This window comes from Polynucleobacter sp. MG-28-Ekke-A2, assembly GCF_035012985.1.
GTDB lineage: Bacteria > Pseudomonadota > Gammaproteobacteria > Burkholderiales > Burkholderiaceae > Polynucleobacter.
In genome coordinates, this window is sequence record NZ_JAYGQU010000003.1 from 58,625 (window position 1) to 83,654 (window position 25,030).

At 45.6% G+C, this 25,030-nt stretch carries 22 protein-coding genes and 1 tRNA gene; 19 read left to right on the plus strand and 4 right to left on the minus strand.

The window, feature by feature from the left end; all coding sequences use genetic code 11:
- The first annotated feature begins 9 nt into the window (after window positions 1-9).
- The 5 genes from accC to VC188_RS03380 are packed head-to-tail and all read left to right on the plus strand — an operon-like array spanning window position 10 to window position 4,316.
- Complete coding sequence (accC, locus tag VC188_RS03360; protein ID WP_323483023.1) at window positions 10-2,046, plus strand: acetyl-CoA carboxylase biotin carboxylase subunit; 2,037 nt, start codon at window positions 10-12, stop codon at window positions 2,044-2,046.
- Between the two features lie 14 nt (window positions 2,047-2,060).
- Window positions 2,061-2,528 carry a VOC family protein gene (locus VC188_RS03365; protein ID WP_323483024.1) on the plus strand — a complete coding sequence of 156 codons (468 nt, stop codon included), beginning with the start codon at window positions 2,061-2,063 and terminating at the stop codon, window positions 2,526-2,528.
- Window positions 2,529-2,560: 32 nt separating this feature from the next.
- Window positions 2,561-3,265, plus strand: coding sequence for a tRNA (adenosine(37)-N6)-threonylcarbamoyltransferase complex dimerization subunit type 1 TsaB (gene tsaB / locus VC188_RS03370; protein WP_323483025.1), 705 nt, complete (start codon window positions 2,561-2,563; stop codon window positions 3,263-3,265).
- A complete protein-coding gene (rimI, locus tag VC188_RS03375) occupies window positions 3,265-3,795 on the plus strand; it encodes a ribosomal protein S18-alanine N-acetyltransferase (RefSeq protein WP_323483026.1) in 531 nt (176 codons plus the stop codon). The genes tsaB and rimI overlap by 1 nt, the downstream gene beginning before the upstream one ends.
- Complete coding sequence (locus VC188_RS03380; protein WP_323483027.1) at window positions 3,792-4,316, plus strand: hypothetical protein; 525 nt, start codon at window positions 3,792-3,794, stop codon at window positions 4,314-4,316. The genes rimI and VC188_RS03380 overlap by 4 nt, the downstream gene beginning before the upstream one ends.
- Window positions 4,317-4,333: 17 nt before the next feature.
- Here VC188_RS03380 and lplT read toward each other — a convergent pair whose 3' ends face one another.
- Window positions 4,334-5,653: a lysophospholipid transporter LplT gene (gene lplT, locus VC188_RS03385; RefSeq protein WP_323483028.1), complete on the minus strand. Its 1,320-nt coding sequence runs from the start codon at window positions 5,651-5,653 to the stop codon at window positions 4,334-4,336.
- Between the two features lie 50 nt (window positions 5,654-5,703).
- On the opposite strand from lplT, the gene alr reads away from it, so the two are divergent.
- Entirely contained in the window at window positions 5,704-6,819 is a 1,116-nt protein-coding gene (gene alr / locus VC188_RS03390; RefSeq protein WP_416350484.1) for an alanine racemase, read from the plus strand.
- A gap of 72 nt (window positions 6,820-6,891) precedes the next feature.
- On the opposite strand, the gene VC188_RS03395 is transcribed toward alr, so the two are convergent.
- Window positions 6,892-7,779, minus strand: coding sequence for an outer membrane protein assembly factor BamD (locus VC188_RS03395; protein ID WP_072582393.1), 888 nt, complete (start codon window positions 7,777-7,779; stop codon window positions 6,892-6,894).
- 20 nt (window positions 7,780-7,799) lie between these two features.
- On the opposite strand from VC188_RS03395, the gene VC188_RS03400 reads away from it, so the two are divergent.
- From VC188_RS03400 to VC188_RS03430, 7 genes are all read left to right on the plus strand, one after another.
- On the plus strand, window positions 7,800-8,837 hold the full coding sequence (locus tag VC188_RS03400; protein ID WP_323483029.1) for an RluA family pseudouridine synthase: 1,038 nt from the start codon (window positions 7,800-7,802) through the stop codon (window positions 8,835-8,837).
- A complete protein-coding gene (gene pgeF, locus VC188_RS03405) occupies window positions 8,837-9,598 on the plus strand; it encodes a peptidoglycan editing factor PgeF (protein ID WP_323483030.1) in 762 nt (253 codons plus the stop codon). The genes VC188_RS03400 and pgeF overlap by 1 nt, the downstream gene beginning before the upstream one ends.
- Before the next feature lie 116 nt (window positions 9,599-9,714).
- On the plus strand, window positions 9,715-11,349 hold the full coding sequence (phaC, locus tag VC188_RS03410; RefSeq protein WP_323483031.1) for a class I poly(R)-hydroxyalkanoic acid synthase: 1,635 nt from the start codon (window positions 9,715-9,717) through the stop codon (window positions 11,347-11,349).
- Between the two features lie 32 nt (window positions 11,350-11,381).
- Window positions 11,382-12,122 carry a 3-ketoacyl-ACP reductase gene (locus VC188_RS03415; RefSeq protein ID WP_072582397.1) on the plus strand — a complete coding sequence of 247 codons (741 nt, stop codon included), beginning with the start codon at window positions 11,382-11,384 and terminating at the stop codon, window positions 12,120-12,122.
- 128 nt (window positions 12,123-12,250) lie between these two features.
- The gene (phaR, locus tag VC188_RS03420; RefSeq protein ID WP_215322134.1) at window positions 12,251-12,811 is read left to right on the plus strand and encodes a polyhydroxyalkanoate synthesis repressor PhaR; all 561 of its coding nucleotides are present in this window, start codon (window positions 12,251-12,253) and stop codon (window positions 12,809-12,811) included.
- A gap of 2 nt (window positions 12,812-12,813) precedes the next feature.
- A complete protein-coding gene (gene rimO / locus VC188_RS03425; protein ID WP_323483032.1) occupies window positions 12,814-14,172 on the plus strand; it encodes a 30S ribosomal protein S12 methylthiotransferase RimO in 1,359 nt (452 codons plus the stop codon).
- 81 nt (window positions 14,173-14,253) lie between these two features.
- Window positions 14,254-15,438 carry an acetyl-CoA C-acyltransferase family protein gene (locus VC188_RS03430; protein ID WP_323483033.1) on the plus strand — a complete coding sequence of 395 codons (1,185 nt, stop codon included), beginning with the start codon at window positions 14,254-14,256 and terminating at the stop codon, window positions 15,436-15,438.
- 42 nt (window positions 15,439-15,480) lie between these two features.
- On the opposite strand, the gene serB is transcribed toward VC188_RS03430, so the two are convergent.
- Together serB and mfd are read right to left on the minus strand one after the other, a co-directional pair.
- Entirely contained in the window at window positions 15,481-16,371 is an 891-nt protein-coding gene (gene serB, locus VC188_RS03435) for a phosphoserine phosphatase SerB (RefSeq protein ID WP_215322140.1), read from the minus strand.
- Window positions 16,372-16,391: 20 nt separating this feature from the next.
- Window positions 16,392-19,934: a transcription-repair coupling factor gene (mfd, locus tag VC188_RS03440; RefSeq protein ID WP_323483034.1), complete on the minus strand. Its 3,543-nt coding sequence runs from the start codon at window positions 19,932-19,934 to the stop codon at window positions 16,392-16,394.
- A gap of 23 nt (window positions 19,935-19,957) precedes the next feature.
- Here mfd and ispD point away from each other — a divergent pair, with 23 nt between their 5' ends.
- From ispD to clpX, 6 genes are all read left to right on the plus strand, one after another.
- A complete protein-coding gene (gene ispD / locus VC188_RS03445; protein WP_323483035.1) occupies window positions 19,958-20,710 on the plus strand; it encodes a 2-C-methyl-D-erythritol 4-phosphate cytidylyltransferase in 753 nt (250 codons plus the stop codon).
- A 10-nt stretch (window positions 20,711-20,720) separates the two neighbouring features.
- Window positions 20,721-21,224, plus strand: coding sequence for a 2-C-methyl-D-erythritol 2,4-cyclodiphosphate synthase (ispF, locus tag VC188_RS03450; RefSeq protein ID WP_323483036.1), 504 nt, complete (start codon window positions 20,721-20,723; stop codon window positions 21,222-21,224).
- Between the two features lie 77 nt (window positions 21,225-21,301).
- Window positions 21,302-21,388: transfer RNA gene (locus tag VC188_RS03455), tRNA-Leu, on the plus strand.
- 56 nt (window positions 21,389-21,444) lie between these two features.
- Entirely contained in the window at window positions 21,445-22,782 is a 1,338-nt protein-coding gene (tig, locus tag VC188_RS03460) for a trigger factor (protein ID WP_323483037.1), read from the plus strand.
- 42 nt (window positions 22,783-22,824) lie between these two features.
- Window positions 22,825-23,454 (plus strand): ATP-dependent Clp endopeptidase proteolytic subunit ClpP, encoded by a 630-nt coding sequence (gene clpP / locus VC188_RS03465; RefSeq protein WP_072582405.1) that lies wholly within the window; start codon window positions 22,825-22,827, stop codon window positions 23,452-23,454.
- A 28-nt stretch (window positions 23,455-23,482) separates the two neighbouring features.
- Window positions 23,483-24,844, plus strand: coding sequence for an ATP-dependent Clp protease ATP-binding subunit ClpX (gene clpX, locus VC188_RS03470; RefSeq protein ID WP_216191581.1), 1,362 nt, complete (start codon window positions 23,483-23,485; stop codon window positions 24,842-24,844).
- Window positions 24,845-25,030: the final 186 nt, after the last annotated feature.

Sequence of the window (25,030 nt, forward strand, 5' to 3'; positions counted from 1 at the left end):
TGATAAAAGATGACTACGAAAATGTTTAAGAAAATTCTGATTGCGAATCGCGGTGAGATTGCTTGCCGTGTAATGATGACCGCCAAGAAAATGGGCATCAAAACTGTAGCTGTTTATTCTGAGGCAGATAAAGAGGCGCGTCACGTACAACTGGCAGATGAGGCTGTTTGCATTGGACCGGCACCTTCGCGTGAATCTTACTTAGTAATGGACCGCATTATCCAAGCCTGCAAAGATACCGGCGCTGAAGCGGTGCATCCTGGCTACGGCTTCTTATCTGAGAACGAACAGTTCGCTAAACGCTGTGAGGAAGAGGGCATCGTTTTCATTGGTCCTAAGCATCAATCTATCGCAGCAATGGGAGACAAGATTGCCTCTAAGAAGCTTGCCTTAGAGGCCAAGGTCAACACCATTCCTGGTTATAACGAGGCGATTGATACCACTGAAGAAGCGGTCAAGATTGCTCAGGGTATTGGTTACCCCGTGATGATTAAGGCGTCTGCAGGCGGTGGCGGTAAAGGTTTGCGTGTTGCATTTAATGACAAAGAAGCGGCTGAAGGTTTTGCAGCTTGCAAAACTGAAGCCATGAATAGCTTTGGCGATGATCGAATCTTTATTGAGAAGTTCGTTGAAGGTCCACGTCACATTGAAATTCAGGTGTTGGGCGATTCGTATGGCAATGTGGTTTACCTAAACGAGCGTGATTGCTCGATTCAGCGCCGTCATCAAAAGGTTATTGAAGAGGCGCCATCACCATTTATCGATCCTGCAACCCGCAAAGCCATGGGCGAACAAGCGGTTGCATTAGCTAAGGCCGTGAACTACCAGTCCGCCGGTACCGTTGAGTTCGTTGTAGGAAAAGATAAGTCTTTCTACTTCCTGGAAATGAATACCCGTTTGCAGGTTGAGCATCCAGTGACCGAAAGTATTACCGGCCTTGACTTGGTCGAGCAGATGATTCGTGTTGCTGCAGGCGAGAAGTTGGAATTCAAGCAAGAAGATGTGAAGTTAGATGGATGGTCGATGGAGTGTCGAATTAATGCTGATGATCCATTCCGCAATTTCCTTCCATCAACTGGCCGCTTAGTGAAGTATCGTCCACCAGAATCTGTTAATGGAGTGCGTGTAGATACCGGTGTGTATGAGGGCGGTGAAATCCCAATGTATTACGATTCAATGATTGCTAAATTGATTGTTCACGGCAAGGATCGTACAGAAGCAATTGAAAAGATGCGCGCAGCATTAAATGATTTCGTGATTCGCGGCATTCATTCCAATATTCCATTTCAGGCGGCCTTATTGCAACACCCTCGCTTTGTAAATGGCGACTTTACAACTGGCTTTATCGCTGAAGAATATCCAGAGGGCTTTAAAAAGGATTCTGTACAGCCCGCTGATCCTAAGCGTTTGGCAGCATTAGCTGCGTTTATGCGCTATCGCTATCTTGAGCATATTAAGATGATTGATGGGCAATTAGCTGGCCATGAAATGATCATTGCAAAGAAATTCGTAGTGGTTACTGGTAAAAAAACCGGCTCCATGAATGATCCGTATGAAGTGCCTATTCGCGTTGAATTGAAAGACGGCATCTATTCTGTATACATCGATGATGCTGATGGTGTGAGCCGTTATGACATTGTGAGTGACTGGCGTCCTGGGCAGATTTGTCTGCACGCAACCATTAACGGTACACATAAGATTACTGCACAAGTAGAGCGTCGTGGCGTTAAGTATCTGTTAATTCTGGATGGCGCCCATTTCGAATGTATGGTTCTGAGCCCTTTGGGAGCAGAGTTACAACGTCGCATGCCTGTCAAGTTACCGCCAGATACTTCTAAATTAGTAATGTCTCCAATGCCAGGCCTATTAACGAAAATTGCTGTCAAGGCAGGTGAAGGGGTTACCGCAGGTCAGAAACTAGCCTCAATTGAAGCGATGAAGATGGAAAATACGCTATCCGCTATGCAAGATGGTGTGGTTGCTGAAATCTGCGCTAAAGAGGGTGATAGCTTGGCGGTGGATCAATTAATTATCCGCTTTGAGTAACCAGGTTAATGACTATGAGCACTAAGCCATTTAAGATTTTAGGTATTCAGCAAATCGCAATAGGCGGCGAAAATAAAGATCGACTCAAGAAGTTGTGGGTTGATATGCTCGGATTTGAATACAAAAGTACTTTTGTCTCTGAGCGTGAAAATGTTGATGAGGACATCTGTGCAATTGGTTCTGGTGCCCATGAGATTGAGGTTGATCTGATGCAGCCATTTGATATCGAAAAGAAACCAGCTGTACATCAGACACCCCTGAACCATATTGGTTTGTGGGTGGATGACCTCGCTAAAGCGGTTGAGTGGCTCTCAGCCAATGGCCTGCGCTTTGCTCCAGGGGGCATCCGCAAGGGTGCTGCAGGCTATGACATTACTTTTGTGCACCCCAAGGGGAATGACGAGTTCCCGATTAGCGGTGAAGGGGTGCTCATTGAGCTGGTTCAAGCGCCTCCTGAGGTGATTGCAGGATTAAGTTCATAATTTGGTTTTGTAATTAGCAAACAGGATTCAAATTGGCAAATATATTGGCCATCGACACCTCTTCAGCGTGGTGTTCGGTGGCTTTATCTTTAGGTGATAAAGCACCAGAGTTCAGGCATGAAGCTGTTTCAGCTGGTGCCAGCCAACTTCTATTGCCCTGGGTTGAGTCGCTGCTAGCTAATGCAAAACTGTCTTTAAAAGATCTTGATGCTATTGCTGTTGGTATTGGTCCCGGCGCATTCACGGGGGTTAGATTGGGTGTGGCTGCAGTTCAAGGCCTGGCAATTTCAAATAATCTTCCGGTCATATCCGTATGTAGCTTAGATGCAATAGCCGCGCAAATTACCAGCGCCGAGATTTATAAAAAGACCAAGCCTCAACACTTCATGATAGCCATTGATGCACGCATGGAAGAAATTTATTGGGCGAACTATGAGTCTCAAGCTACTCAATTACCAAAACGCGTGAGTGATATTCACCTCACAAAGCCTGAAGTGCTTAACTTTGATGGCTTGCAACTCATAGCTGGTAGCGCTTTAAATGCCTACAGCAATCGTATGCCCCTATTTGATGGTCCAAAGGATGTCGAGATCTCAATCTCTGCATTGGGTGTCTTAGAGTGCGCCAAACAATCGTTTAAAGAAGGTTTGCAGGAAGATGTTCGACTGCTTGAGCCAATGTATGTGCGAAATAAAGTGGCATCTACCACTGCAGAGCGTGAAGGGGGGATGAAATAATGTCTGATATTTCCCCGGCAGGAGGTACTGCAGAGCTCTCGTTCATGCCAATGCAAGTTGTAGACTTAGATGAAGTTCTCAAGATAGAGTCCGTCTCGCACATTCACCCTTGGACAAAAGGTAATTTTTCCGATTCTTTGGCTGCTGGACATTGGGCTTATTGCATTCGTCCGCAAGTAGACCAAATGGTGAAGGGTAGTTATTTGGATCCAGCAGTGCTTTGGGCTTACTGCATCCTTTTTCCCGCGGTAGATGAATTGCACCTTCTCAATATTACGGTCTCGCCTCATTTGCGCAAGCTTGGGCTAGGCCAAAGAATGATGGACGCGATCGAGGGTGTAGCAGCCCAACAAAAAATGCCCCGAATTATCTTAGAGGTAAGGCCAAGCAATACCGCTGCAATAACGCTCTATCAAAAATTGGGTTACGAGCAAATTGGTGTGCGTAAGAATTACTATCCAGCCAACCTGGAGACTGGATCTCGAGAAGATGCGCTCGTTATGGCCAAATCGATTAAGCTAGAGCCATGACCAATACACATTCAGCCTTCTTAAAAGAAATGGGCATCACCGAATGGACTTCCCGGGATGTTGTACAAGCGACAGCTTTAGTAACCGAGCAGACTAACGCTCAAGCCTCTCCTGAGCTTGCACAGTCAACTCCAAGAGTTTGCTATGGAATGTGGTGGTTTTTTGGTAGTGAACCACAGGGGGATGCTCAAATCTTATTTCAAAATATGATTCGTGTTTTGGGACTGGCTAAAAATGAGTGGGCTTGGAAAAATCTAGGGCATAGTCTGAGTCAGTTGAGTGCCCCTGAGATGCCTGTTATAGCAATTGCCTTCGGTGGGCCTACTGCCCAAAAAATCACTGGTGAAAGAGATCCATTGCCGCAGTTGCGTGAAACAGTTTTAGCTTTAAATACTGGCAATGAAGAAGAGATTCCAGTAATTGCTTCATTTGAACTAAATCAAGTACTTGCAAAACCAAATGATAAGGCATTGCTCTGGCAGGATATGTTGTTAGCGAGATCTGTGCTGCAAAACAGTTGATCTAATCGTATGCAAGTCTATTGCTTGTGTTCGCCGATCAGATGCATGGAGTCATACTCCGCTTGATTTCTGGCGTGGCGTTTAATCACTAGCCACATTATTAGGCTAACAATCAAACCAAATCCGATAATCACAAATTGAACTGGTATATCCAGCCAGATCAGCAGAGAATAAATTAACAACATCACCAAAACAGAGATGTTCTCGTTAAAGTTCTGTACTGCAATGGAGTGGCCTGCAGACATCAGGACGTGGCCACGATGCTGCAACAAGGCGTTCATTGGCACTACAAAGTAGCCCGCCAACCAACCTACTAGTATTAATAAAAAATAAGCAGGCAATAAGTTCAGAGATATCTGCAACTTGCCCATTGTAAGGATGCTTATATTGGGAAGCATATCTGAGTTATAGACTGCCATGATGCAGACCACTAGGCCCATAGCAATGCCATAGGGCAGTACCTTTAGGGATTTACGAAGTGGAATACGCCAAGCTGCATATACAGCGCCACCGGCAACGCCTACAGCGGAAATGGCTTGCAAAATAGCCCCCTGGGATAGGTTCATATGCAAAGCCACTTGCGCCCACTTAATGACAATAAATTGCAGAGTTGCACCAGCACCCCAAAACAAGGTTGTTACTGCTAGGGAGATTTGACCTAAGCGATCATTCCAGAGTGTCTTAAAGCAAATGGCAAAGTCTTTGACCAATTCAATGGGATTGGTTTTCTGAGAAACATAACGTGCGCCAGTATCGGGAATCTTTAGGTTAATGAGTGCGGCAACGACATAAATCATCATGATGATCAGAATTGCGGACTCAGCCGGCGTATCAATGCCAGTATCAAATGTAGGCATGTCAAGGGCTAAAAGACTTTGAGATACGGTGCTACTAATGAGAACGCCACCTAAAACGGTGCCTAAAATGATTGAGCTTACCGTTAATCCCTCGATCCAACCATTAGCAGCAACTAATTTTTCAGGTGGCAGAAGTTCGGTCAGAATCCCATATTTAGCTGGTGAGTAAGCGGCGGCACCTAGGCCAACGATGGCGTAGGCCATTAAAGGATGGCTACCGAACAACATGGTCACGCAGCCAACAAACTTAATAGTATTGGTGATGAACATGACATTGCCCTTGGGGCGGGAGTCTGCAAAGGCACCTACAAAGGCGGCCAGAAGAACGTAGGACAATACAAAGAACAATTTGAGCAGCGGCGTCATCCAGGCCGGAGCTTGAAGCTGGGCCAAGAGCGCAATAGCGGCAATTAGGAGAGCATTATCGGCAAGCGACGAAAAAAATTGCGCCGCCATAATGATGTAAAAGCTACGGTTCATTCGTACAATCTAGTCATTACTGCAATTAAAGCATGAAAGGAGGGGTGAAAATGGGTGATTCAGCTAACGGCCTGATTAATAGGCCAATTTTGGCATCTATTAATACTGCCGCCTTTCAGCATAATTTAAACCGAGTTCGGGAATTGGCACCAGAATCCAAAATTTGGTCTGTCATCAAAGCCCGCGCCTATGGCCATTGTTTTGAAGCGGCACTAAAGGGGCTGTCCTCTACGGATGGCTTTGCCTTGTTAGATATACAGGACGCTGCCTGGTTAAGGGAGCACGGCTGGCAAGGGCGCATCCTCCTTTTAGAGGGTTTATTTCATGAAAATGAGCTAAGCCGAGCGGAAGATTTAACATGCGACCTCGTGGTCCATTGTGATGCTCAAGTGGATTGGCTGGAGCGATTTAAAGGTAAAAACCACAAGCCTTTAAGTGTCTTTCTAAAGATGAATACCGGTATGAATCGCTTGGGATTTAAGCCTGCAACGTATCGAACTGTTTTCCATCGCTTGCATGCAACTGGTTATCACATGCACCACATGACCCATTTTGCCAATGCTGATCAAGTAGATCAGTTACCTTCAGTTGGCGGTCAACAAGAGTTATTTAATGAAACGATTGCTGGTTTAGAGGGTGCAACATCCCTAGCAAACTCTGCAGCTATTTTGTGGCATCGCAGTGCCTTAGGCGATTGGGTACGCCCAGGCATCATGCTCTATGGCGCATCACCAACAGGACTGCATGCTGATATTGAGCATGCCAATCTCAGGGCGGTCATGCAACTTCATAGTGAAATTATTGATATTCAAGAACTTCAAAAAGGCGATCGCATTGGTTACGGCGGTCGTTATGAGGCACCTAATGCCATGCGTATCGGCATTGTGGCTTGTGGGTATGCCGATGGGTATCCACGTCATGCTAAAGATGGCACGCCGGTTTGGGTTGGTAATGGTGATCATGGGATCATTTGCCATCTAGTTGGAAGAGTTTCCATGGACATGCTGGCAATTGATTTAAGCAAAGCACCAAATGCAGGAATTGGAAGTGTTGTGCAGCTTTGGGGTGACAAAGTTTCAGTCGATGATGTGGCACAAATGAGTGGAACCATTGGTTATGAGTTGCTTTGTGCTGTGGCGCCTAGGGTTCCCGTTGAGATCCAGTAGATAAAGAAAATGCCAAGCCAGTAAATAAAAAATCCTCCACAGCGGAGGATTTTTGTTGATATTGAAACAATCTTACTTATTCCAGAACTGCCACCATCTGCGTTCTTTTTGAACACGTTGACCGGTGATCATCATTTGACTGTCTGGGAAGTTTAATTTGAAGACGCGGGCTGAATCATTGCTGAGTTCAACCATGCCGAGCTTCTCATAAGACTTGGTGAGAATGTAGAGCGCCTCTTCAACTGCAGGTGCGCGATCGTAATCACGTATAACTAGCTGAGCGCGATTGGCTGCGGCCAGATAGGCACCACGTTGATAATAAAAGCGCGCAACAATCACATCCGCCTCAGCAAGAGAATTCACTATATAGCGCATGCGATCTAATGCATCTGGAGCGTACTTGCTGTCTGGGAAACGATCCACTACTACTTTGAACGACTCAAAAGCTTCTTTAGCAGCTTTAGGGTCTCGCTCACTGAGGTCCTGGCCAGTAAAATTGCCAAGCCATCCCAAGTCATCATTAAAGGTAATGAGTCCTTTTAAGTAATAGGCGTAATCTAGACTTTCGCTACCTTGATGTAATTTAATAAAGCGATCAATCGCAACCAGTGCTTGAGTTTGTTCTTGCGCTTTCCAGTAGCAATAAGCAGAGTTAATTTGTGCTTGTTGTGAATAGGGACCGAAAGGAAAGCGTGCCTCTAATTTTTCAAAGTACTTGCCGCACTTAGCAAAGTCAGCATCATTGAGTTTGTCAGTGGCTTCAGAATAGAGTTTTGCCTCTGACCAGATGTCTGTGTCATCTTTGCTGCCATCGCTACCTGCGCATCCACCCAAAAGCATTAATGCGAACACGAAGGCTAAAAGCAGGGCAAAAGGAGTGCCACTTATATGGAAGCTCTTTTTTTGTGAGGAAGAATTCCCAGCAAGCCTTAAACTGGCGTCTGATATTACGTCGGACATAACTGAAAGGCTCTCTAAGCGTGGCATTGCCGCAAACTCCTGAATCGAATCCCATTGATTATATCGATGATGAGGATTTCATCTCCCTAGATATCCCTTTGGAGATGGCTGGCGAGCGCTTGGACAAGGTGCTAGCAGGGTCTTTGCCTGATTATTCACGTAATCGCCTTAAAGCTTGGGTTGAGGCTGGGGCGGTTATGGTCGACGGAAAGGTTACTAAAGCCCGTTATTTGCTCCATGGCGGCGAGAGCGTTAAGGTCTTCCCACAGGAAATGCCCGAGCAGTTTGCCTTCAACCCTGAAGATATTCCCCTGGATGTGGTCTACGAGGATGAGGACATCATTGTGGTCAATAAGCCGCCTGGCCTCGTGGTGCACCCGGCAGCGGGAAATTGGTCTGGAACCCTGTTGAATGGCCTCTTATTTCATTATCCTGAGCTCAAGTCACTTCCCAGGGCGGGAATAGTGCATCGCCTGGATAAGGACACTTCAGGCCTCATGGTCGTGGCGAGAACATCTCAAGCCCAAACCTCCCTAGTACGTCAACTTCAAGAAAGAACGGTGGGACGTCGCTATTTGGCTTGGGTGTGGGGTGATGCCCCCAGTCAAGGCAAAGTCCTGGCTTCGGTTGGGCGTGATCAGCGAGATCGCCTAAAGATGTCCGCAGGCAGTCCCCAAGGAAAACCAGCAGCTACTTTATTTCGACGCTTAGCCAAGGGTTTGGTTGGAGAGGCTGCTGTCACATTGTTAGAGTGTCGCCTGGAAACAGGGCGCACGCACCAGATTCGCGTCCATCTAGAATCACTCGGTTTTCCATTGGTGGGCGACCCGGTCTACCGTAAAAAGGTTCCGGGCGCAGCTAAAAATCTTTCATTTAATCGCCAGGCTTTACATGCTTTTGCTTTAAGTCTTCAACATCCAGTGAAGCATGAATTAATGACTTGGTTCCGCTTGCCACCACAGGATTTATTGGACTTATTACCGCAAGTTGGAATGAGTGACGAAGTTCTGCCGAAAGAATCTGTCGTGTTGGCCTCTATTGAAAATGAGTCACGCTGATGAGATTGGTTGCTCCTCAATGGCCCGCCCCAAAGTCGGTGCACACACGAGTAAGCACAAGGTTGGGCGGGGTAAGTCAAGCTCCCTATGATTCCTTAAACTTGGGTGATCATGTGGGAGACCGCGTTGAAGATGTTTTGGCAAATAGAGCTATTTTTACTAAAGACATGCCGGATGAGCCTATCTGGTTAAAGCAGACTCACCAAACAACAGTAAGCACTCCGAAAAGTCGAGACTTAAACCGGGGGCTGGTAATTGAGGCTGATGCCTCCGTCACTAATGCTCTTGAAGAGGTTTTGGTCATCATGACGGCAGATTGCTTGCCAGTGTTATTTACCAACTCCAAAGGGACTGCTGTTGGTGCTGCACATGCCGGCTGGAGGGGGCTTTGCGCTGGAATTCTGGAAAATACGATTGCTGAGTTGCTCAAAATTTCTGATGGATCCACTGCGGCAGACTTCATGGCTTGGCTAGGACCAGCAATTGGACCTGAATCATTTGAGGTTGGAAAGGATGTTGTGAAGTCATTTCAAGACTCCGGCTTTCTTCTTCCAAAAAATGCATTCACAGAAATATCTCATAAACCTGGAAAGTTTCTTGCAGATATCTACCTGTTGGCACGAGCACGTTTAGAGGCTTGTGACGTAAAAATGATTTTCGGTGGCGAATACTGCACTGTTCGAGATCAGCACCAGTTTTTTTCTTACCGTCGTGATGGCAAGACTGGAAGATTTGCCTCAGCTATCTGGATTGAAAAATAGCTTGTGCACAAAAGCATGCGGGTTAGTACTAGCCCGTGCACCAAGCTAGGGTTATTGCGTATAACTCTATAGTGCTTAAGGGCGGAGAATGTCTTTAATTAATTGAAGAGACTACTATGTTTGCAGGCATGAATACCGGTGCAACACCATCTTTGGCACCGCATCATATGGCGCTCATTCCGCCAGAGCGTTTATCTGAAATCCAAAAAGAATATTTCACTGAATTAGCGCACATTGCAACCAATCCTGAAGCGATTGAGGTTAAAGATCGTCGTTTTGCAGGTAAGGCCTGGCACTCATCCTGGAGCAAAGTCATTGCTGCTACTTATTTACTTAATTCCAAGCATCTCATGGAGTTAGCAAAAGCAGTTGAGACGGACGAAAAGTCAAAGCAGAAAATATTATTTACTACTGAGCAAATGATTGATGCTTTGTCACCATCTAACTTTATTGCCACCAATCCAGAGGTATTAGAAAGCATTATTAGCTCCCAAGGACAATCAATTCAAAAAGGGATTGTAAATTTATTGGGGGATATGAAAAAAGGTAAGGTCTCTCAAACAGATGAATCTGCTTTTGAAGTGGGAAAAAATATTGCCACTACAGAGGGTCATGTGGTGTTTCGTAATGAGTTATTCGAGCTAATTCAATACACGCCATTAACAGAGCAAGTATTTGAACGCCCTTATTTAATGGTGCCACCATGCATCAATAAGTATTACATTCTCGATTTACAACCTGACAACTCCGTAGTTCGTCATATGGTGAGTCAAGGGCATACCGTGTTCTTGGTTTCCTGGAAGAACCCAGATGCTTCCATGGCTCAAGTGAGCTGGGATGATTACGTAGGTAAGGGTGTTATCAAAGCAATTGAAGTCGTAAAAGAAATTGGCGATACCAAGCAAATTAATATCTTAGGGTTCTGCGTTGGCGGGACCTTAACCAGCTCTGCATTGGCTGTGCTGGCAGCCCGAGACGAGCATCCAGCAGCAAGCTTGACACTCCTAACCACCTTATTGGATTTCACGGATACCGGAATTCTGGATGTCTTTATCGATGAAGGCATGGTGGAGATGCGCGAGAACTCTATTGGCGGTAAGGGCGGTAAGTACGGCATGATGTCAGGCCTCGATTTAGGCAATACCTTTTCATTCTTGCGTCCGAATGATTTGGTATGGAACTACGTAGTGGAGAACTACCTCAAAGGTAATTCACCCCCACCATTTGATTTGTTGTATTGGAATGGCGACTCCACTAATCTTCCTGGCGCAATGTACTGCTGGTACCTTCGACATACCTACTTGCAGAATGATTTAGTGAAGCCCGGCAAAGTAAAAATTTGCGGTGAAAAAGTAGATCTCGGAAAAATCAATTGTCCTGCGTATTTATATGCATCCCAAGAAGATCACATTGTTCCCTGGAGGTCTGCTTACGAATCGACTCATCTTCTGAAAGGTAAAAATCGTTTCGTATTAGGCGCTTCTGGACATATTGCCGGTGTGATCAATCCTCCAGCTAAAAATAAGCGTTATTACTTTGAAAATAACAAGATTGCTCCAACAGCCCAGGAGTGGCTAGAGGGGGCAAAACAAATTCCAGGAAGTTGGTGGCCTGATTACACCAAATGGCTTGCGCAATTTGGCGGTGAAATGAAACCAGCAGGTACTACTTTTGGAAATGCTAAGTACAAAAAAATGGAAGCGGCACCTGGCGTGTATGTAAAAGAAAAAGCAACGCCAGAACTCAATTAATAATTAACGAAGGTTTTAAAAAGGGGAAATTAATGTCTCAAAAAGTCGCATATGTAACTGGTGGTATGGGTGGTATTGGTACCGCTATCTGCCAACGTTTAGCTAAAGATGGCTTTAAAGTGATCGCAGGCTGTGGTCCAAATTCTCCGCGTAAAGATCGCTGGATTGGTGAGCAAAAAGCCTTGGGCTATGATTTTATTGCTTCCGAAGGTAATGTTTCCGATTGGGATAGTACGGTCGCTGCCTTTGAGAAGGTTAAGGCTGAAGTAGGTCGTGTAGACGTATTGGTAAATAATGCCGGCATTACCCGTGACAGCGTTTTCCGCAAAATGACCCCAGACGCATGGAAAGCTGTGATTGATACCAACCTGAATTCCTTGTTTAACGTTACCAAACAAGTGATTGATGGCATGGTTGAAAATAACTGGGGCCGGATTATTAATATTTCCTCTGTCAATGGTCAAAAGGGCCAGTTTGGTCAGGCGAACTATTCCACTGCAAAGGCAGGCCTGCACGGCTTTACTATGGCCCTAGCTCAAGAAGTTGCCACTAAGGGCGTTACTGTAAATACGGTGTCCCCTGGTTATATCGGCACTGATATGGTTAAAGCTATCCGCGAAGATGTCCTTGAGAAGATTGTTTCTGGCATTCCAGTCAAGCGTTTGGGCACTCCTGAAGAGATTGCCTCTATCTGCTGCTGGATAGCTTCTGAAGATGGTGGCTATGCTACTGGTGCAGACTTCTCCTTAAACGGCGGTATCCACACTGGTTAATATTGCACTGCAACAATTAATTCAGTATTTGTAGTACGTGCAGTACGCAACACAGCATATTTACCTTTTGGTCAACTTAAGGCTAAACTACGCTGATGTTGCGATGCAGTAAATAGTAAGGAAAATACATGGTTACCCGCGCTAAACGAGCTGGCGAAGATCGGCTCATTAAGAAGTATCCGAATCGTCGTCTCTACGACACCCAGACAAGTACATACGTCACGCTATCTGACATCAAAAACTTGGTTATGGCTAATGAAGTATTTAAAGTAGTTGATGCCAAAACTGAAGAAGATTTAACGCGCAATATATTGCTGCAAATTATTCTTGAGGAAGAGGCTGGTGGCGCACCAGTATTTTCATCACAAATGCTTTCGCAAATCATTCGCTTTTATGGAAACTCCATGCAGGGTTTGATGGGTAACTATCTTGAGAAGACCATGCAATCATTTGTGGACATTCACAATAAGCTTGGCGATCAAACGAAGGGTCTCGGTGCTGGCAGTACACCAGAGGCATGGTCACAAATGATGAATCTCCAAAACCCGCTGATGCAAGGCTTGATGGGTAACTACATGGAGCAAAGTAAAGATCTCTTTATCAAAATGCAAGAACAGGTGCAGGGTTCTCAAAATATTTTTGGAAACTTTCCATTTACCCCTCAGCCCAATAAAACTGAAAAAGAATAGTTGTGGCTGGGAAAATTGGATTTGTATCCTTAGGATGCCCTAAGGCACTTGTAGACTCTGAGCTTATCCTGACGCAATTGAGTGCTGAGGGATATGAGACTGCCAAGGATTATTCTGGCGCTGATCTTGTAGTTGTGAACACCTGTGGCTTTATCGACTCCGCCGTGGAAGAAAGTCTTTCTGCTATTGGCGAGGCGCTCGCTGAAAATGGCAAAGTCATTGTGACTGGTTGTCTGGGTGCGAGAAAAAATGCTGACGGTAGCGACCTCATTTCAAGCATTCACCCCAAAGTCCTCGCCGTTACAGGCCCTCATGCTACCGACGAGGTAATGCAAGCCATTCATTTGCATCTGCCTAAGCCGCATGATCCCTTCACGGATTTAGTTCCCCCGGCTGGTGTCAAGCTCACCCCTAAGCATTACGCCTATCTCAAAATTAGTGAAGGCTGTAACCATCACTGCACTTTCTGCATCATTCCCAATATGCGTGGTGATTTGGTTTCACGGCCGATTGGTGAGGTGTTGCTTGAAGCAAAAAGATTATTTGAGTCTGGCGTAAAAGAGTTGCTAGTTGTTTCTCAGGACACAAGTGCCTATGGCGTTGATATTCAATATCGCACTGGCTTTTGGGATGGCAAACCAGTCAAAACCAAAATGTTTGATTTGGTCAATTCGTTAAATCAAATTGCGCGTGAACATCAGGCCTGGGTCAGATTGCATTACGTTTATCCATATCCACATGTGGATGATGTTTTGCCTTTGATGGCGGAGTTCTCAGAGCATGGTTATGGTGTTCTTCCGTATTTAGATATTCCACTGCAGCATTCGCACCCTGACGTTCTTAAGCGTATGAAGCGTCCAGCGAGTGGCGAGAAGAATTTGGAACGCATCTTAGCGTGGCGTGAGGCCTGTCCCGATTTGGTTGTTCGAAGCACCTTCATTGCAGGCTTTCCCGGGGAAACTGAGGAGGAGTTTGAGCATCTCCTCAATTTCTTGGAAGAGGCTCAAATTGATCGGGCCGGTTGTTTTGCCTACTCTCCTGTTGATGGCGCTACTGCAAACCAATTAGATAATCCAGTTCCTGCTGAATTACGAGAAGAGCGGCGCGCTAGGTTTATGGCTAAAGCCGAAGATATTTCCATCAAACGGCTTGCTAAAAAAATAGGCAAACGCATTCAGGTCATCATTGATCGGGTAGATGAATCTGGCGGAATTGGCAGAACCATTGGCGATGCCCCAGAAATTGATGGTCTAGTGAGGGTTTTGCCCCCTAGCAAGCCTTCTAAGCGCTATCGTGCCGGTGAAATCATCAAGGCTACTGTGATTAGCTCCCAAGGGCATGACCTAATAGCCGAAACTTGACGAATGCAATAAAACTGATAGTAGGATTACTTACTTAGTACAAAGTCAGCCCAACAATTGGGCTTAGCAAAGGGGATTGATATGAGTCGTGATGTCGTTGTCTTAAGTGCAGTTCGCTCCGCAATTGGTACATTTAACGGTGCTCTGAGTAGTTTTGAGCCTTCCGAGCTCGGCGGTATCGTGATGAAAGAGGCGGTAGCACGTTCAGGTGTAGATCCGGCGCTGATTAATTACATCACCGTAGGCAATACTATTCCTACAGATAGCCGCTATGGGTATGTCGCCCGTGTTGCATCGATCCAAGCTGGCTTGCCAATGGAATCAGTAGCAATGGCATTAAATCGTTTGTGTAGCTCTGGCTTGCAAGCAATCGTTACAACCGCACAGCAAATTATGTTGGGTGATTGTGATTACGGTGTTGGTGGTGGCGTTGAAGTAATGTCCCGCGGCATGTATGGTTCCCCAGCGATGCGCAGCGGCGCACGCATGGGCGATACCAAAATGATCGACTTGATGGTTGGTATTTTGACTGACCCATTTGGTGTTGGTCATATGGGCGTTACAGCGGAAAATCTCGTTGAAAAATGGAAGTTAACACGTGATGAGCAAGATGCTCTGGCTATGGAATCCCATCGTCGTGCAGCCAATGCAATTAAAGAAGGTCGCTTTAAATCTCAGATCGTGCCAATCACTATTAAAACTCGTAAGGGTGATGAAGTGTTTGATACCGATGAGCATGTGAAGCCTGAAACTACGATGGAAACACTTGCCAAGATGAAGGCAGTGTTCAAAAAAGAGGGTGGTTCCGTAACGGCTGGTAATGCATCGGGTATTAATGATGGTGCCGCATTCTTTGTATTGGCTGATGCTGAAACAGCAAAGAAAGCTGGTCATAAGCCTATCGCTCGTTTGGTGTCTTATGCAGTAGCTGGAGTTCCAAACCACATCATGGGTGAAGGCCCAATTCCCTCAACCAAATTAGCTCTTGAGCGCGCCGGTCTGAAATTAGATCAAATGGACGTCATTGAGTCTAACGAGGCTTTTGCTGCTCAAGCGTTGGCGGTTACTAAAGGTTTGGGCTTAGATCCGGCCAAGACTAACGTCAACGGTGGTGCAATCGCTTTGGGCCACCCAATTGGCTGTTCTGGCGCAGCGATTGCTACTAAGGCAATCCATGAGTTACACCGCGTTCAAGGTAAATATGCTTTGGTAACAATGTGTATTGGTGGTGGTCAAGGTATCGCTACTATTTTTGAGCGTCTATAAACATAGAAACATAACTATTACCCCGATCTCTTGGGTACAAGCCTAAGAGATCAGTAGTAAAGCAGCATCTAAGCCGACGCGGTCAAAAGCCGCATCGGCTTTTTCTTTGACGACCGGCTTTGCTTGGTATGCAACACTGATGCCAGAGCCATTCATCATCATCAGATCGTTGGCACCATCACCCATGGTGATGGCATTCGCTTTGGTGCAGCCAAGGCGGATACAGGCTTCGTCCAGATGAGCAGCCTTAGCTACCCCATCAACAATGTCGCCAAGGACTCGACCTGTCAATTTGTTATCCACGATTTCGAGTGTATTAGCCTGCGTTTGTTTAAAGCCAAGTTCTTGACGTAATTTTTCAGTAAAGAAAGTAAACCCCCCTGAAACAAGCAGCGTGTACAAACCGCGCTGATGAGCGCCAGCTAAAAGCTCTGCTGCTCCAGGATTAGGTCGTAAGCGTTCTCGGTAAACAGATTCGAGTGCATCAGCATGTACACCTTCCAAAAGTGCAACGCGCCTAATTAGACTTTCTTTAAAGTCTTTGATTTCACCGCGCATAGTAGCTTCAGTAATTTCAGCTACTGCGGACTTCTTGCCTGTAAAGTCAGCAATCTCATCAATGCATTCAATATTAATCAACGTTGAATCCATATCCATTGCTAGTACGCAGATGTCTTGTGGCGTCAGATCTGGCTTTAGAAAGCACAGGTCGGCATTAAAGCTTGCTGCAATAGTTCGCAGATGCTCACGTTGAGTTGTATCTAGTTGGGCTCCAGATTCAAAACGCTCAGAGTAGTAGCTTCCATTACTGATTTGACCGCCATTAGAGTGCAGCGAAATGCCAAACTTTAAGGCCTGATCTTTTAATGAAAATACGAGCTTATCGGCAATCGGTTCTCTAGATAACGTCACAAGGACTTGGTGTTTGGGCATAGCTTAATAATATCGGATTGTTAGCTTACTTTTGCGGAGCTCAACACTGCGGAATCGTTGAGGCGTCGCAAGATATTGCGTATAGCGTCAAGGCGTTGTTCTAACTTCTCGAACTCACGGTCTTTCTGAGGAAGTACTTTTAACTTATCCTGACCATTTAGCTGAATGTGCTTAGAAGATTGGATGAGCTGAATGATCTTCATTGGGTCAATGGGTGGATTTGGGATGAATTGAATCTGTATAGATGCAGGCGTAGCATCAATCTTTTTAATTCCAAAACCGGTCATCTCTAAACGTAGACGGTGAGTCTCATAAAACGATTTAGCTTGATCAGGAAGGTCGCCGAAACGATCAACCAATTCTTCGCGCAATCCCATTAGCTCTGTGAAATCATTTGTACCTGCAAAACGCTTATATAAGGATAGACGCTCGTGAACGTCAGGGCAGTAGTCCTCTGGAAATAGAGCGGGAACGCCAAGATTTACATCGGTGGTTGCTTGCAATGGCGAGAGTAAATCAGGCTCCTTTCCACTACGCAGGGACTTAACAGCACGATTGAGCATCTCGGTATAAAGCTGGAAGCCAATCTCATGAATTTCACCGGATTGTTTATCACCTAGGACCTCACCAGCCCCTCGAATTTCTAGATCATGCATAGCTAAGTAGAAGCCAGAGCCAAGCTCTTCCATGGCTTGAATGGCATTAAGACGCAACTGCGCTTGCTTACTGAGTGCCTCAGGATCTGACACTAGTAAATAAGCATAAGCCTGGTGATGTGAGCGGCCTACACGGCCACGCAGTTGATGTAATTGAGCTAAACCAAACTTGTCGGCGCGGTGCATGATGATGGTATTGGCTGTGGGTACGTCAATACCGGTCTCAATAATCGTGGTGCACAGCAAAATATTGGTACGCTGGGTAACAAATTCACGCATGACCGATTCCAGCTCGCGTTCATGCATCTGTCCGTGTGCAACACTAATGCGCGCCTCTGGAATAAGTTCTTGTAAAAAGTGTTTGCGATTCTGTATCGTTTCAACTTCGTTATGCAGGAAGTAAACCTGGCCGCCACGTTTTATTTCACGAAGCACGGCCTCACGAATAACGCCATCTCCTTCGCGACGAACGAAGGTCTTAATCGCCAGACGTTTCTGTGGGGCAGTGGCAATAATAGAAAACTCACGTAAACCTTCCATAGCCATGCCCAAGGTTCTTGGGATGGGTGTAGCGGTTAGCGTCAGAATATCGACTTCGGCGCGCAATGCCTTGAGAGCATCCTTTTGGCGTACTCCAAAGCGATGTTCCTCATCCACAATCACTAGGCCAAGATTGGCAAATTGCGTCTCCTTGGAAAGTAACTTATGTGTACCAATAATGATGTCCGCATCACCTTTGGCAATGGCCTCTAGGGCTGCATTAATTTCCTTGGTTGTTTTAAAGCGTGACAATTCCACAATGCGTACCGGCCAATCGGCAAAGCGATCTTTCCAGGTGGCCACATGTTGTTCGGCTAGTAGGGTGGTTGGCGCCAAAATGGCAACTTGTTTTCCGCCCATGACTGCAACAAAGCTTGCTCGGAGCGCTACTTCGGTTTTCCCAAAACCAACATCTCCACAGACCAAGCGATCCATTGGCGTACCGCTCGTCATATCGCCAATAACGGCTGCAATAGCATTGGCTTGGTCAGGAGTTTCCTCGAAGCCAAAGCTTTCTGCAAAAGCAGCATAGTCATGAGCTGAGAATTCAAAAGCATGACCCTTGCGTATTGCTCTGGCTGCATACAGACCCAATAGCTCGGCTGCGGTATCTCTAATTTGTTGGGCAGCCTTGCGTTTGGCCTTATCCCATTGGCCCGAGCCTAATTGATGCAGTGGTGCTGAATCAGGGTCAGATCCCGCATAACGCGTAACCATTTGCAGCTGCTGAACAGGAACATACAGTGTAGCTTCACCTGAGTATTGCAAATGCAAAAACTCTTCAAAAATTGGCGCCTCTTTAGGCGGAGCTAAATTCAGAAGCACTAATCCCTGGTAACGACCAATGCCATGTTCAGCATGAACTACGGGATCGCCGATCTTTAGCTCAGACAGATCCTTAAAGAGCATGTCAGGATCAGCATTCTCATTGCTTTTACCTTTACGCCTCTGTCGTGCTGTTGTAGTAAATAACTCTGCCTCGGTAATGACCATGAGATTTTCAGTTGGCCATGAGAATCCATTAAAAAGCGGTGCAGTTACCAGTCCAAATAATGATTTACCTTTAATAAAATCAGCAATGCTGTCGAAGCTCTCTGGCTTTAGCGGGTAGAGCGATTTACCGTCCAATCCAGCAACTGAATTACTCTCATCAAAAAGTTGTCGAATTGATTCTTTTCGACCTGCACTATCACTACAAACAAGTACGCGAACCTTTTCAGATGAAACAACTTTTCTAAGAAGATTTATCGGATCAGTATCGCGGCGATGCACGGAAATATCAGGTACCGCTAGAAATTGGCTTTTCTCAACACTATCTTTTTCAAGTGTTAGTCGTGCATACGATTTTGAGATAGTGAAAAATTCATCCACATCAAGAAATAATTCTTTTGGAGGAAGAATGGGGCGATCAAGATCGTGTTTAAGAAACTCATAACGAGAAAGCGTGTCCTTCCAAAACCCTTTGATGGTTTCTTCAACACCACCAATGCTGACAAGCCATACAGGATCACCTGAGCGCGGAAAGTAATCAAAAAGGTTGGATTTCTCTTCAAAGAAGAGGGGTAAGTAGGACTCAATGCCTGCACTAGGTATGCCTAGGTTGGCATCTTTGTAAATGGAGCAGCGACTCGGATCACCCTCAAATACTTCTCTCCAACGACCTCTAAAAGCGGTTCGTGAAGCATCATCAAATGGAAATTCATGGCCAGGAAGAAGGCGGACTTCCTTGACGGGGTAAAGGCTTCGTTGCGTATCCGGATCAAACGCCCGAATCTGTTCAATTTCATCACCAAAGAGATCTAATCTGTATGGCAGATTCGATCCCATTGGAAATAAATCAAACAAACCACCCCGAATACTATATTCACCTGGACGCATTACGGCGCTCACAGGATCATAGCCAGCTTGTTGCAGTTGCAGCTTTAGTGCAGCTTCATTGAGTTTGTCACCTTGCCGAAAGAAAAAAGTATGGCCAGATAAAAAGTTCGGCGGCCCCAATCTTTGCAAAGCAGTTGTCACTGGAACCAAAACAATGTCGCAACTACCATTCAGCAATTCATACAGAGTGGCGAGTCGTTCTGAAACCAAATCTTGATGCGGTGAAAAATGGTCATAGGGAAGAATTTCCCAATCAGGCAAAAGCCTGGTTATTAGCTGCGGAGCAAAAGCGGGAATTTCTTCTAGAAGCCTCTGGGCTTCCTGGGCTTGAGCGCAAAAAATGACCATCACTGAAAACTGATCGCGGTAGCGCAGGGCGGTTTGAGCGATTAAGGCAGCATCTGCCGAGCCTACCAGGCCCGAAAAGGTAAAGCGCTGCCCAGCCCGTGGAGCGGGTATGGGGGGTGCTGGATTTAATGCATCAGACATCTGCGCTCATTATAGAATCAGGTATGCACTCCGGAAATCATTCCATTAAGAAATGCCATGCCCTTTTACCAACAGCAGGGACTGGCTCGCGCCTAGGTGGTGAGTTGCCTAAGCAGTTTCAGCAGCTAGCCGGTAAACCCATGGTCTCTTATGCGCTAGAAGCCTTTAAGGGATCTCTGCTGATCCAGTCTATTTGGATTGGTGTCAGCCCTGGCTTTATCGAGAACCCCATCTTAGGAACTATCGCCAACACTGGGGCTGATATACATGTTGTAGCAACTGGTGGACCAACTCGACAAGAAACGGTCCGAAATACTCTAACTGCAATGCTAAAGGCAGGCATTCCTGAGGATGACTGGATACTGGTTCATGATGCAGCTAGACCAGGTATCACCCCGGCATTAATTGAGAAACTCATTCACTCAGTACAGGCATCTAATAGTGGTGGCATCCTAGCTGTTCCCTTGGCTGATACCTTAAAACAGGCTGATCTAGATTCAGTGATTGCTGGAAACATCCCACACTCAGAGAGAACTATTCCACGCGAGCATCTCTGGCAAGCGCAAACGCCACAGATGTTTGGATTAAAACAATTGCATGATGCCCTTCAGGATGCTATCCGCCTTGAAGCTGACGTTACTGATGAGGCTAGCGCAATCGAGTTAACTGGAGCTAAACCTTTATTGATTGAAGGTGCCGCTCGTAACTTTAAGGTTACCCATCCAGCCGATTGGGAGTTAATGCAATTGCTGTTAAGTTCCCGCGCCAAACAATGAGAAATCCAATATGACTCAAAGCAATCCCCATATTCCGCAATTTCGCATTGGTCAGGGTTACGATGTGCATGCATTAGTAGCAGACCGAAAGTTGATTCTGGGTGGAGTCCACGTGCCTTATGAAAAGGGTTTATTGGGTCACTCCGATGCTGATGCCTTATTGCATGCATTAACTGACGCTTTATTGGGAGCTGCGGGCTTAAATGATATTGGGCAGTTATTTCCGGATACTGATCCTCAATTTAAGGATATGGATAGTCGAATCTTGCTCAGAGCGGCCTTGCAAAAGATCCAGGCAGCGGCATTTCAGATTGGCAACGTAGATGCCACGATTATTTGCCAAAAGCCGAAATTGGCGGATTTTTTGCCAGAAATGGTCCGCAATATTGCTTCAGATTTGGCTGTGACCCCTAGTCACGTCAATCTTAAGGCTAAGACAAATGAATCCCTGGGCCATTTAGGTAGAGGCGAGGGCATTGCCGTCCACGCCGTTGCTTTGCTCTACAAGGCCTAAAAGATTCTTTAAAACCCTAGGCATTGTAGAATTACGGTCTTTAGAGTGAAGTCTAGGCTTGGCAGTTTGCGGATATCGCGAGGATGGCGAAATTGGTAGACGCACCAGGTTTAGGTCCTGACGCCAGAAATGGTGTGGGGGTTCGAGTCCCCCTCCTCGCACCACAAGATTGCTACTTGGCTTGGACTTCACATTTCCAGATTTCAATTAAGAGACGAGAATGGCTGTGCAGATAGAAAATTTAGGTTCACTAGACCGCAAAATGACTTTGGAATTCGCTCGTGCCGATTTGGCAAAAGCGCGGGAAGCCCGTTTAGCTAAAGTTGGTAAGACCATGAAAATGGCCGGCTTCCGCCCAGGCAAGGTACCAAAGAATCTCGTTGAAAAACAACATGGCATGCAAGTGGACTTCGAGCTCCAGTTTGATAAAGCTGCTGAACTCTTTTATGACCAAGCCCAAAAAGAAGGTGTTGCTTTAGCTGGTCAACCACGTCTTGAGCCAAAGAGTGAAATCGATGCCGACAAGATTGTTTTTGATGCCTTCTTTGAAGTGTTGCCAGAAGTAAAAATTGGTGACTTTAGTAAGGCGGAAGTTACCAAACACACAACCGATATTGGCGAAGCAGAAATTGACCGCGCCTTAGATGTGCTGCGTAAACAACAGGTTCATTACCACCCACGCGGTGAGGCTGGTGCTCATGGCGATGGCGGCTCTAATCTTGCAGCTCAAAATGGTGACCAAGTGGTGATTGATTTTGTTGGCAAGATTGATGGAGTTGAGTTTGCCGGTGGTAAAGCAGAAAACTTTGAATACGTTCTGGGTGAAGGGCGCATGCTGCCTGAGTTTGAAGCTGCAACATTGGGACTTAAAGCAGGTGAGAGCAAATCTTTCCCATTAAGTTTCCCTGCTGATTATCACGGTAAAGACGTTGCAGGCAAAACTGCTGAGTTCACTATTACTGTGAAATCAGTAAATTGGCCGCATCTACCCGCCGTTGATGATGCATTTGCATTGTCTTTAGGTGTTACTGAAGGCGGCGTTGCGAAAATGCGTGCTGAAGTAAAAGAGAATTTAGATCGCGAAGTAAAACGTCGTATTACTTCTTTGCTCAAGAATGAAGTGATGGACAAGCTCAATAGCTTGTGCGAACTTGATGTTCCCAAGTCTTTAGTCGCCTCCGAGCAAGAGCGCTTAGTTGAAGGCGCCCGTCAAGACTTAATGCAACGCGGCGTTCCAAATGCTAAAGATGCTCCAATCCCTGCTGAGATTTTTGCGGAGCAAGCTACCAAGCGTGTTCGTCTTGGTTTGATTTTGAGTGAGCTAGTTAAGAAGCAAAATCTGGCCGCTACTGCGGATCAAATTAAAGCCGAAATTGACGAGCAAGCTGCTACATACGAAGATCCAAAAGAAGTGGTGCGTTGGTTCTACAGCAATCCAAGTCGCTTGAAGGATATCGAAAATCTCGTGCTTGAAGATAATGTGATTAAGTATTTCACATCCCAAGCCAAGGTAATTGATAAAGCGGTTACCTTCGAAGAACTCAGCAAGCTAAACTAAGTCAACTACTAAGTCATCCATTTACCCACAAGAGGTTCCGTTATGATCTACAACCATTCTCAGTCTGAAAATCTAGAACCAAAAGGCTTGGGCTTGGTTCCAATGGTGATTGAAACCTCTGGTAGAGGCGAGCGTGCTTACGATATTTACTCTAGATTATTGCGTGAACGAGTAGTTTTTTTGGTTGGGGAGGTCAACGACCAAACTGCTAATTTGGTAATCGCGCAATTGCTGTTCCTTGAGAGTGAAAATCCAGATAAAGAAATTTCTCTGTATATCAACTCTCCAGGCGGCTCAGTTTCTGCGGGATTGGCTATCTACGACACAATGCAATTCATAAAGCCTCATGTCAGCACATTGTGCATGGGAATGGCTGCAAGTATGGGCGCATTTTTATTGTGTGCCGGTGAAAAAGGTAAGCGTTATGCTTTGCCAAACTCACGTGTCATGATTCACCAGCCATTAGGTGGTGCACGTGGTCAAGCATCTGACATTGAGATTCAAGCTCGTGAGATTTTGTATTTGCGTGAGCGCTTGAACAAAATTTTGGCTGACCGCACCGGTCAATCAATCGAAACGATTGCCAAGGATACTGATCGCGACAACTTTATGTCTGCAGAGCAAGCTCGTGACTATGGCTTGATCGACAAGGTTATCGAGAAACGTCCTTAAACCTTCATAAATATATACAGAGCCCATTTTGAGCGATACCAACACTACGAATTCAGCAGACAAAGTTCTGTATTGCTCTTTTTGCGGCAAGAGTCAGCATGAAGTAAAAAAACTGATTGCTGGTCCATCTGTTTTTATTTGCGATGAGTGCATTGATCTTTGCACAGATATCATTCAAGAAGAAATTGCCAAGCTTCCTAAGGAAGAGGGCGATGATTCTTTACCAACGCCACATCAAATTCGTGAAAACTTGGACCAATACGTTATTGGTCAAGATCATGCCAAAAAAACATTAGCAGTTGCCGTATACAACCACTACAAGCGCCTACAGTATTTACCTAAGCCTAAAAAAGAGAAACTGGATAAGGACGGCAAGCCAGTAGAGGGCACAGAAAAGAAAGAATCTAAGCTCCCCGCTAAAGCAATGGTTGATGGTGTAGAGCTTGCAAAGAGCAATATTTTGTTGATTGGTCCTACTGGCTCAGGTAAAACATTATTGGCCCAGACATTGGCTCGTATGTTGGATGTTCCATTTGTGATGGCTGATGCAACTACCTTAACTGAAGCAGGTTATGTCGGTGAAGACGTTGAAAACATCATCCAAAAATTATTGCAAGCTTGCGACTACAACGTAGAAAAAGCACAGCGCGGAATTGTCTATATTGATGAGATTGATAAGATTTCACGCAAGTCAGATAACCCGTCTATTACCCGTGATGTATCGGGTGAGGGTGTGCAGCAAGCGCTGTTAAAGCTGGTTGAAGGCACGATGGCTTCTGTGCCACCTCAAGGTGGACGCAAGCATCCTAATCAAGATTTCTTGCAAGTAGATACAACGAATATTTTGTTTATTTGTGGTGGTGCATTTGATGGACTTGAAAAAGTCATTCAGCAGCGTACTGCTAAAACAGGTATTGGATTCAATGCAACTGTTCCTGGTAAAGATGACCGCGGTGTAAGTGATCTCTTGATTGAAGTTGAGCCAGAAGATCTTATTAAGTTTGGCTTGATTCCAGAGTTGATTGGACGCTTGCCCGTTGTTGCGACTTTGGCTCAATTGGATGAAGAGGCTTTAATTCAGATTCTGACTGAACCTAAAAATGCCTTAGTTAAGCAATATCAGGCGCTTTTAACTATGGAGGGCTCTGACCTCGAAGTACGTCGCGAGGCTTTATCTGCCATTGCCAAGAAGGCAATCGCCCGCAAAACTGGTGCTCGTGGCCTGAGATCCATCCTTGAAGGTTCTTTGATGGATGTCATGTATGACCTGCCATCCCTGAAGAATGTCCAAAAAGTTGTTATAGACGAAAGTAGCATTGCTGATGGCGGAAAACCACTTTTAGTCTACAAACATGATGCTGATCAGGCGGATTTAAGCAAAAAAGCATAAATTCTTAGGGTTTTTGCTATTTTTGGGGCATTTTTGCCCCGTTTTTGTCTTTTTACCCCTTGTTTTTCTCTAAAGCCTACCCATATAGGTAGTATGCTACTCATGAATAATGTCTGTATTTAGTGGCTATGTATTTAAATGCTACTGAATAAGACTTTTGAGGTTTGATTACTTTGGAGGATTTGC

What these genes read in the sequence shown, in the direction of transcription:
- accC (WP_323483023.1), top strand. Translation starts at nt 10, where the DNA reads ATGACTACGAAAATGTTTAAGAAAATTCTGATTGCGAATCGCGGTGAG.
- VC188_RS03365 (WP_323483024.1), top strand. Translation starts at nt 2,061, where the DNA reads ATGAGCACTAAGCCATTTAAGATTTTAGGTATTCAGCAAATCGCAATA.
- rimI (WP_323483026.1), top strand. Translation starts at nt 3,265, where the DNA reads ATGTCTGATATTTCCCCGGCAGGAGGTACTGCAGAGCTCTCGTTCATG.
- VC188_RS03380 (WP_323483027.1), top strand. Translation starts at nt 3,792, where the DNA reads ATGACCAATACACATTCAGCCTTCTTAAAAGAAATGGGCATCACCGAA.
- lplT (WP_323483028.1), bottom strand. Translation starts at nt 5,653, where the DNA reads ATGAACCGTAGCTTTTACATCATTATGGCGGCGCAATTTTTTTCGTCG.
- alr (WP_416350484.1), top strand. Translation starts at nt 5,704, where the DNA reads ATGGGTGATTCAGCTAACGGCCTGATTAATAGGCCAATTTTGGCATCT.
- VC188_RS03395 (WP_072582393.1), bottom strand. Translation starts at nt 7,779, where the DNA reads ATGTCCGACGTAATATCAGACGCCAGTTTAAGGCTTGCTGGGAATTCT.
- pgeF (WP_323483030.1), top strand. Translation starts at nt 8,837, where the DNA reads ATGAGATTGGTTGCTCCTCAATGGCCCGCCCCAAAGTCGGTGCACACA.
- phaC (WP_323483031.1), top strand. Translation starts at nt 9,715, where the DNA reads ATGTTTGCAGGCATGAATACCGGTGCAACACCATCTTTGGCACCGCAT.
- VC188_RS03415 (WP_072582397.1), top strand. Translation starts at nt 11,382, where the DNA reads ATGTCTCAAAAAGTCGCATATGTAACTGGTGGTATGGGTGGTATTGGT.
- phaR (WP_215322134.1), top strand. Translation starts at nt 12,251, where the DNA reads ATGGTTACCCGCGCTAAACGAGCTGGCGAAGATCGGCTCATTAAGAAG.
- VC188_RS03430 (WP_323483033.1), top strand. Translation starts at nt 14,254, where the DNA reads ATGAGTCGTGATGTCGTTGTCTTAAGTGCAGTTCGCTCCGCAATTGGT.
- serB (WP_215322140.1), bottom strand. Translation starts at nt 16,371, where the DNA reads ATGCCCAAACACCAAGTCCTTGTGACGTTATCTAGAGAACCGATTGCC.
- mfd (WP_323483034.1), bottom strand. Translation starts at nt 19,934, where the DNA reads ATGTCTGATGCATTAAATCCAGCACCCCCCATACCCGCTCCACGGGCT.
- ispD (WP_323483035.1), top strand. Translation starts at nt 19,958, where the DNA reads ATGCACTCCGGAAATCATTCCATTAAGAAATGCCATGCCCTTTTACCA.
- ispF (WP_323483036.1), top strand. Translation starts at nt 20,721, where the DNA reads ATGACTCAAAGCAATCCCCATATTCCGCAATTTCGCATTGGTCAGGGT.
- tig (WP_323483037.1), top strand. Translation starts at nt 21,445, where the DNA reads ATGGCTGTGCAGATAGAAAATTTAGGTTCACTAGACCGCAAAATGACT.
- clpP (WP_072582405.1), top strand. Translation starts at nt 22,825, where the DNA reads ATGATCTACAACCATTCTCAGTCTGAAAATCTAGAACCAAAAGGCTTG.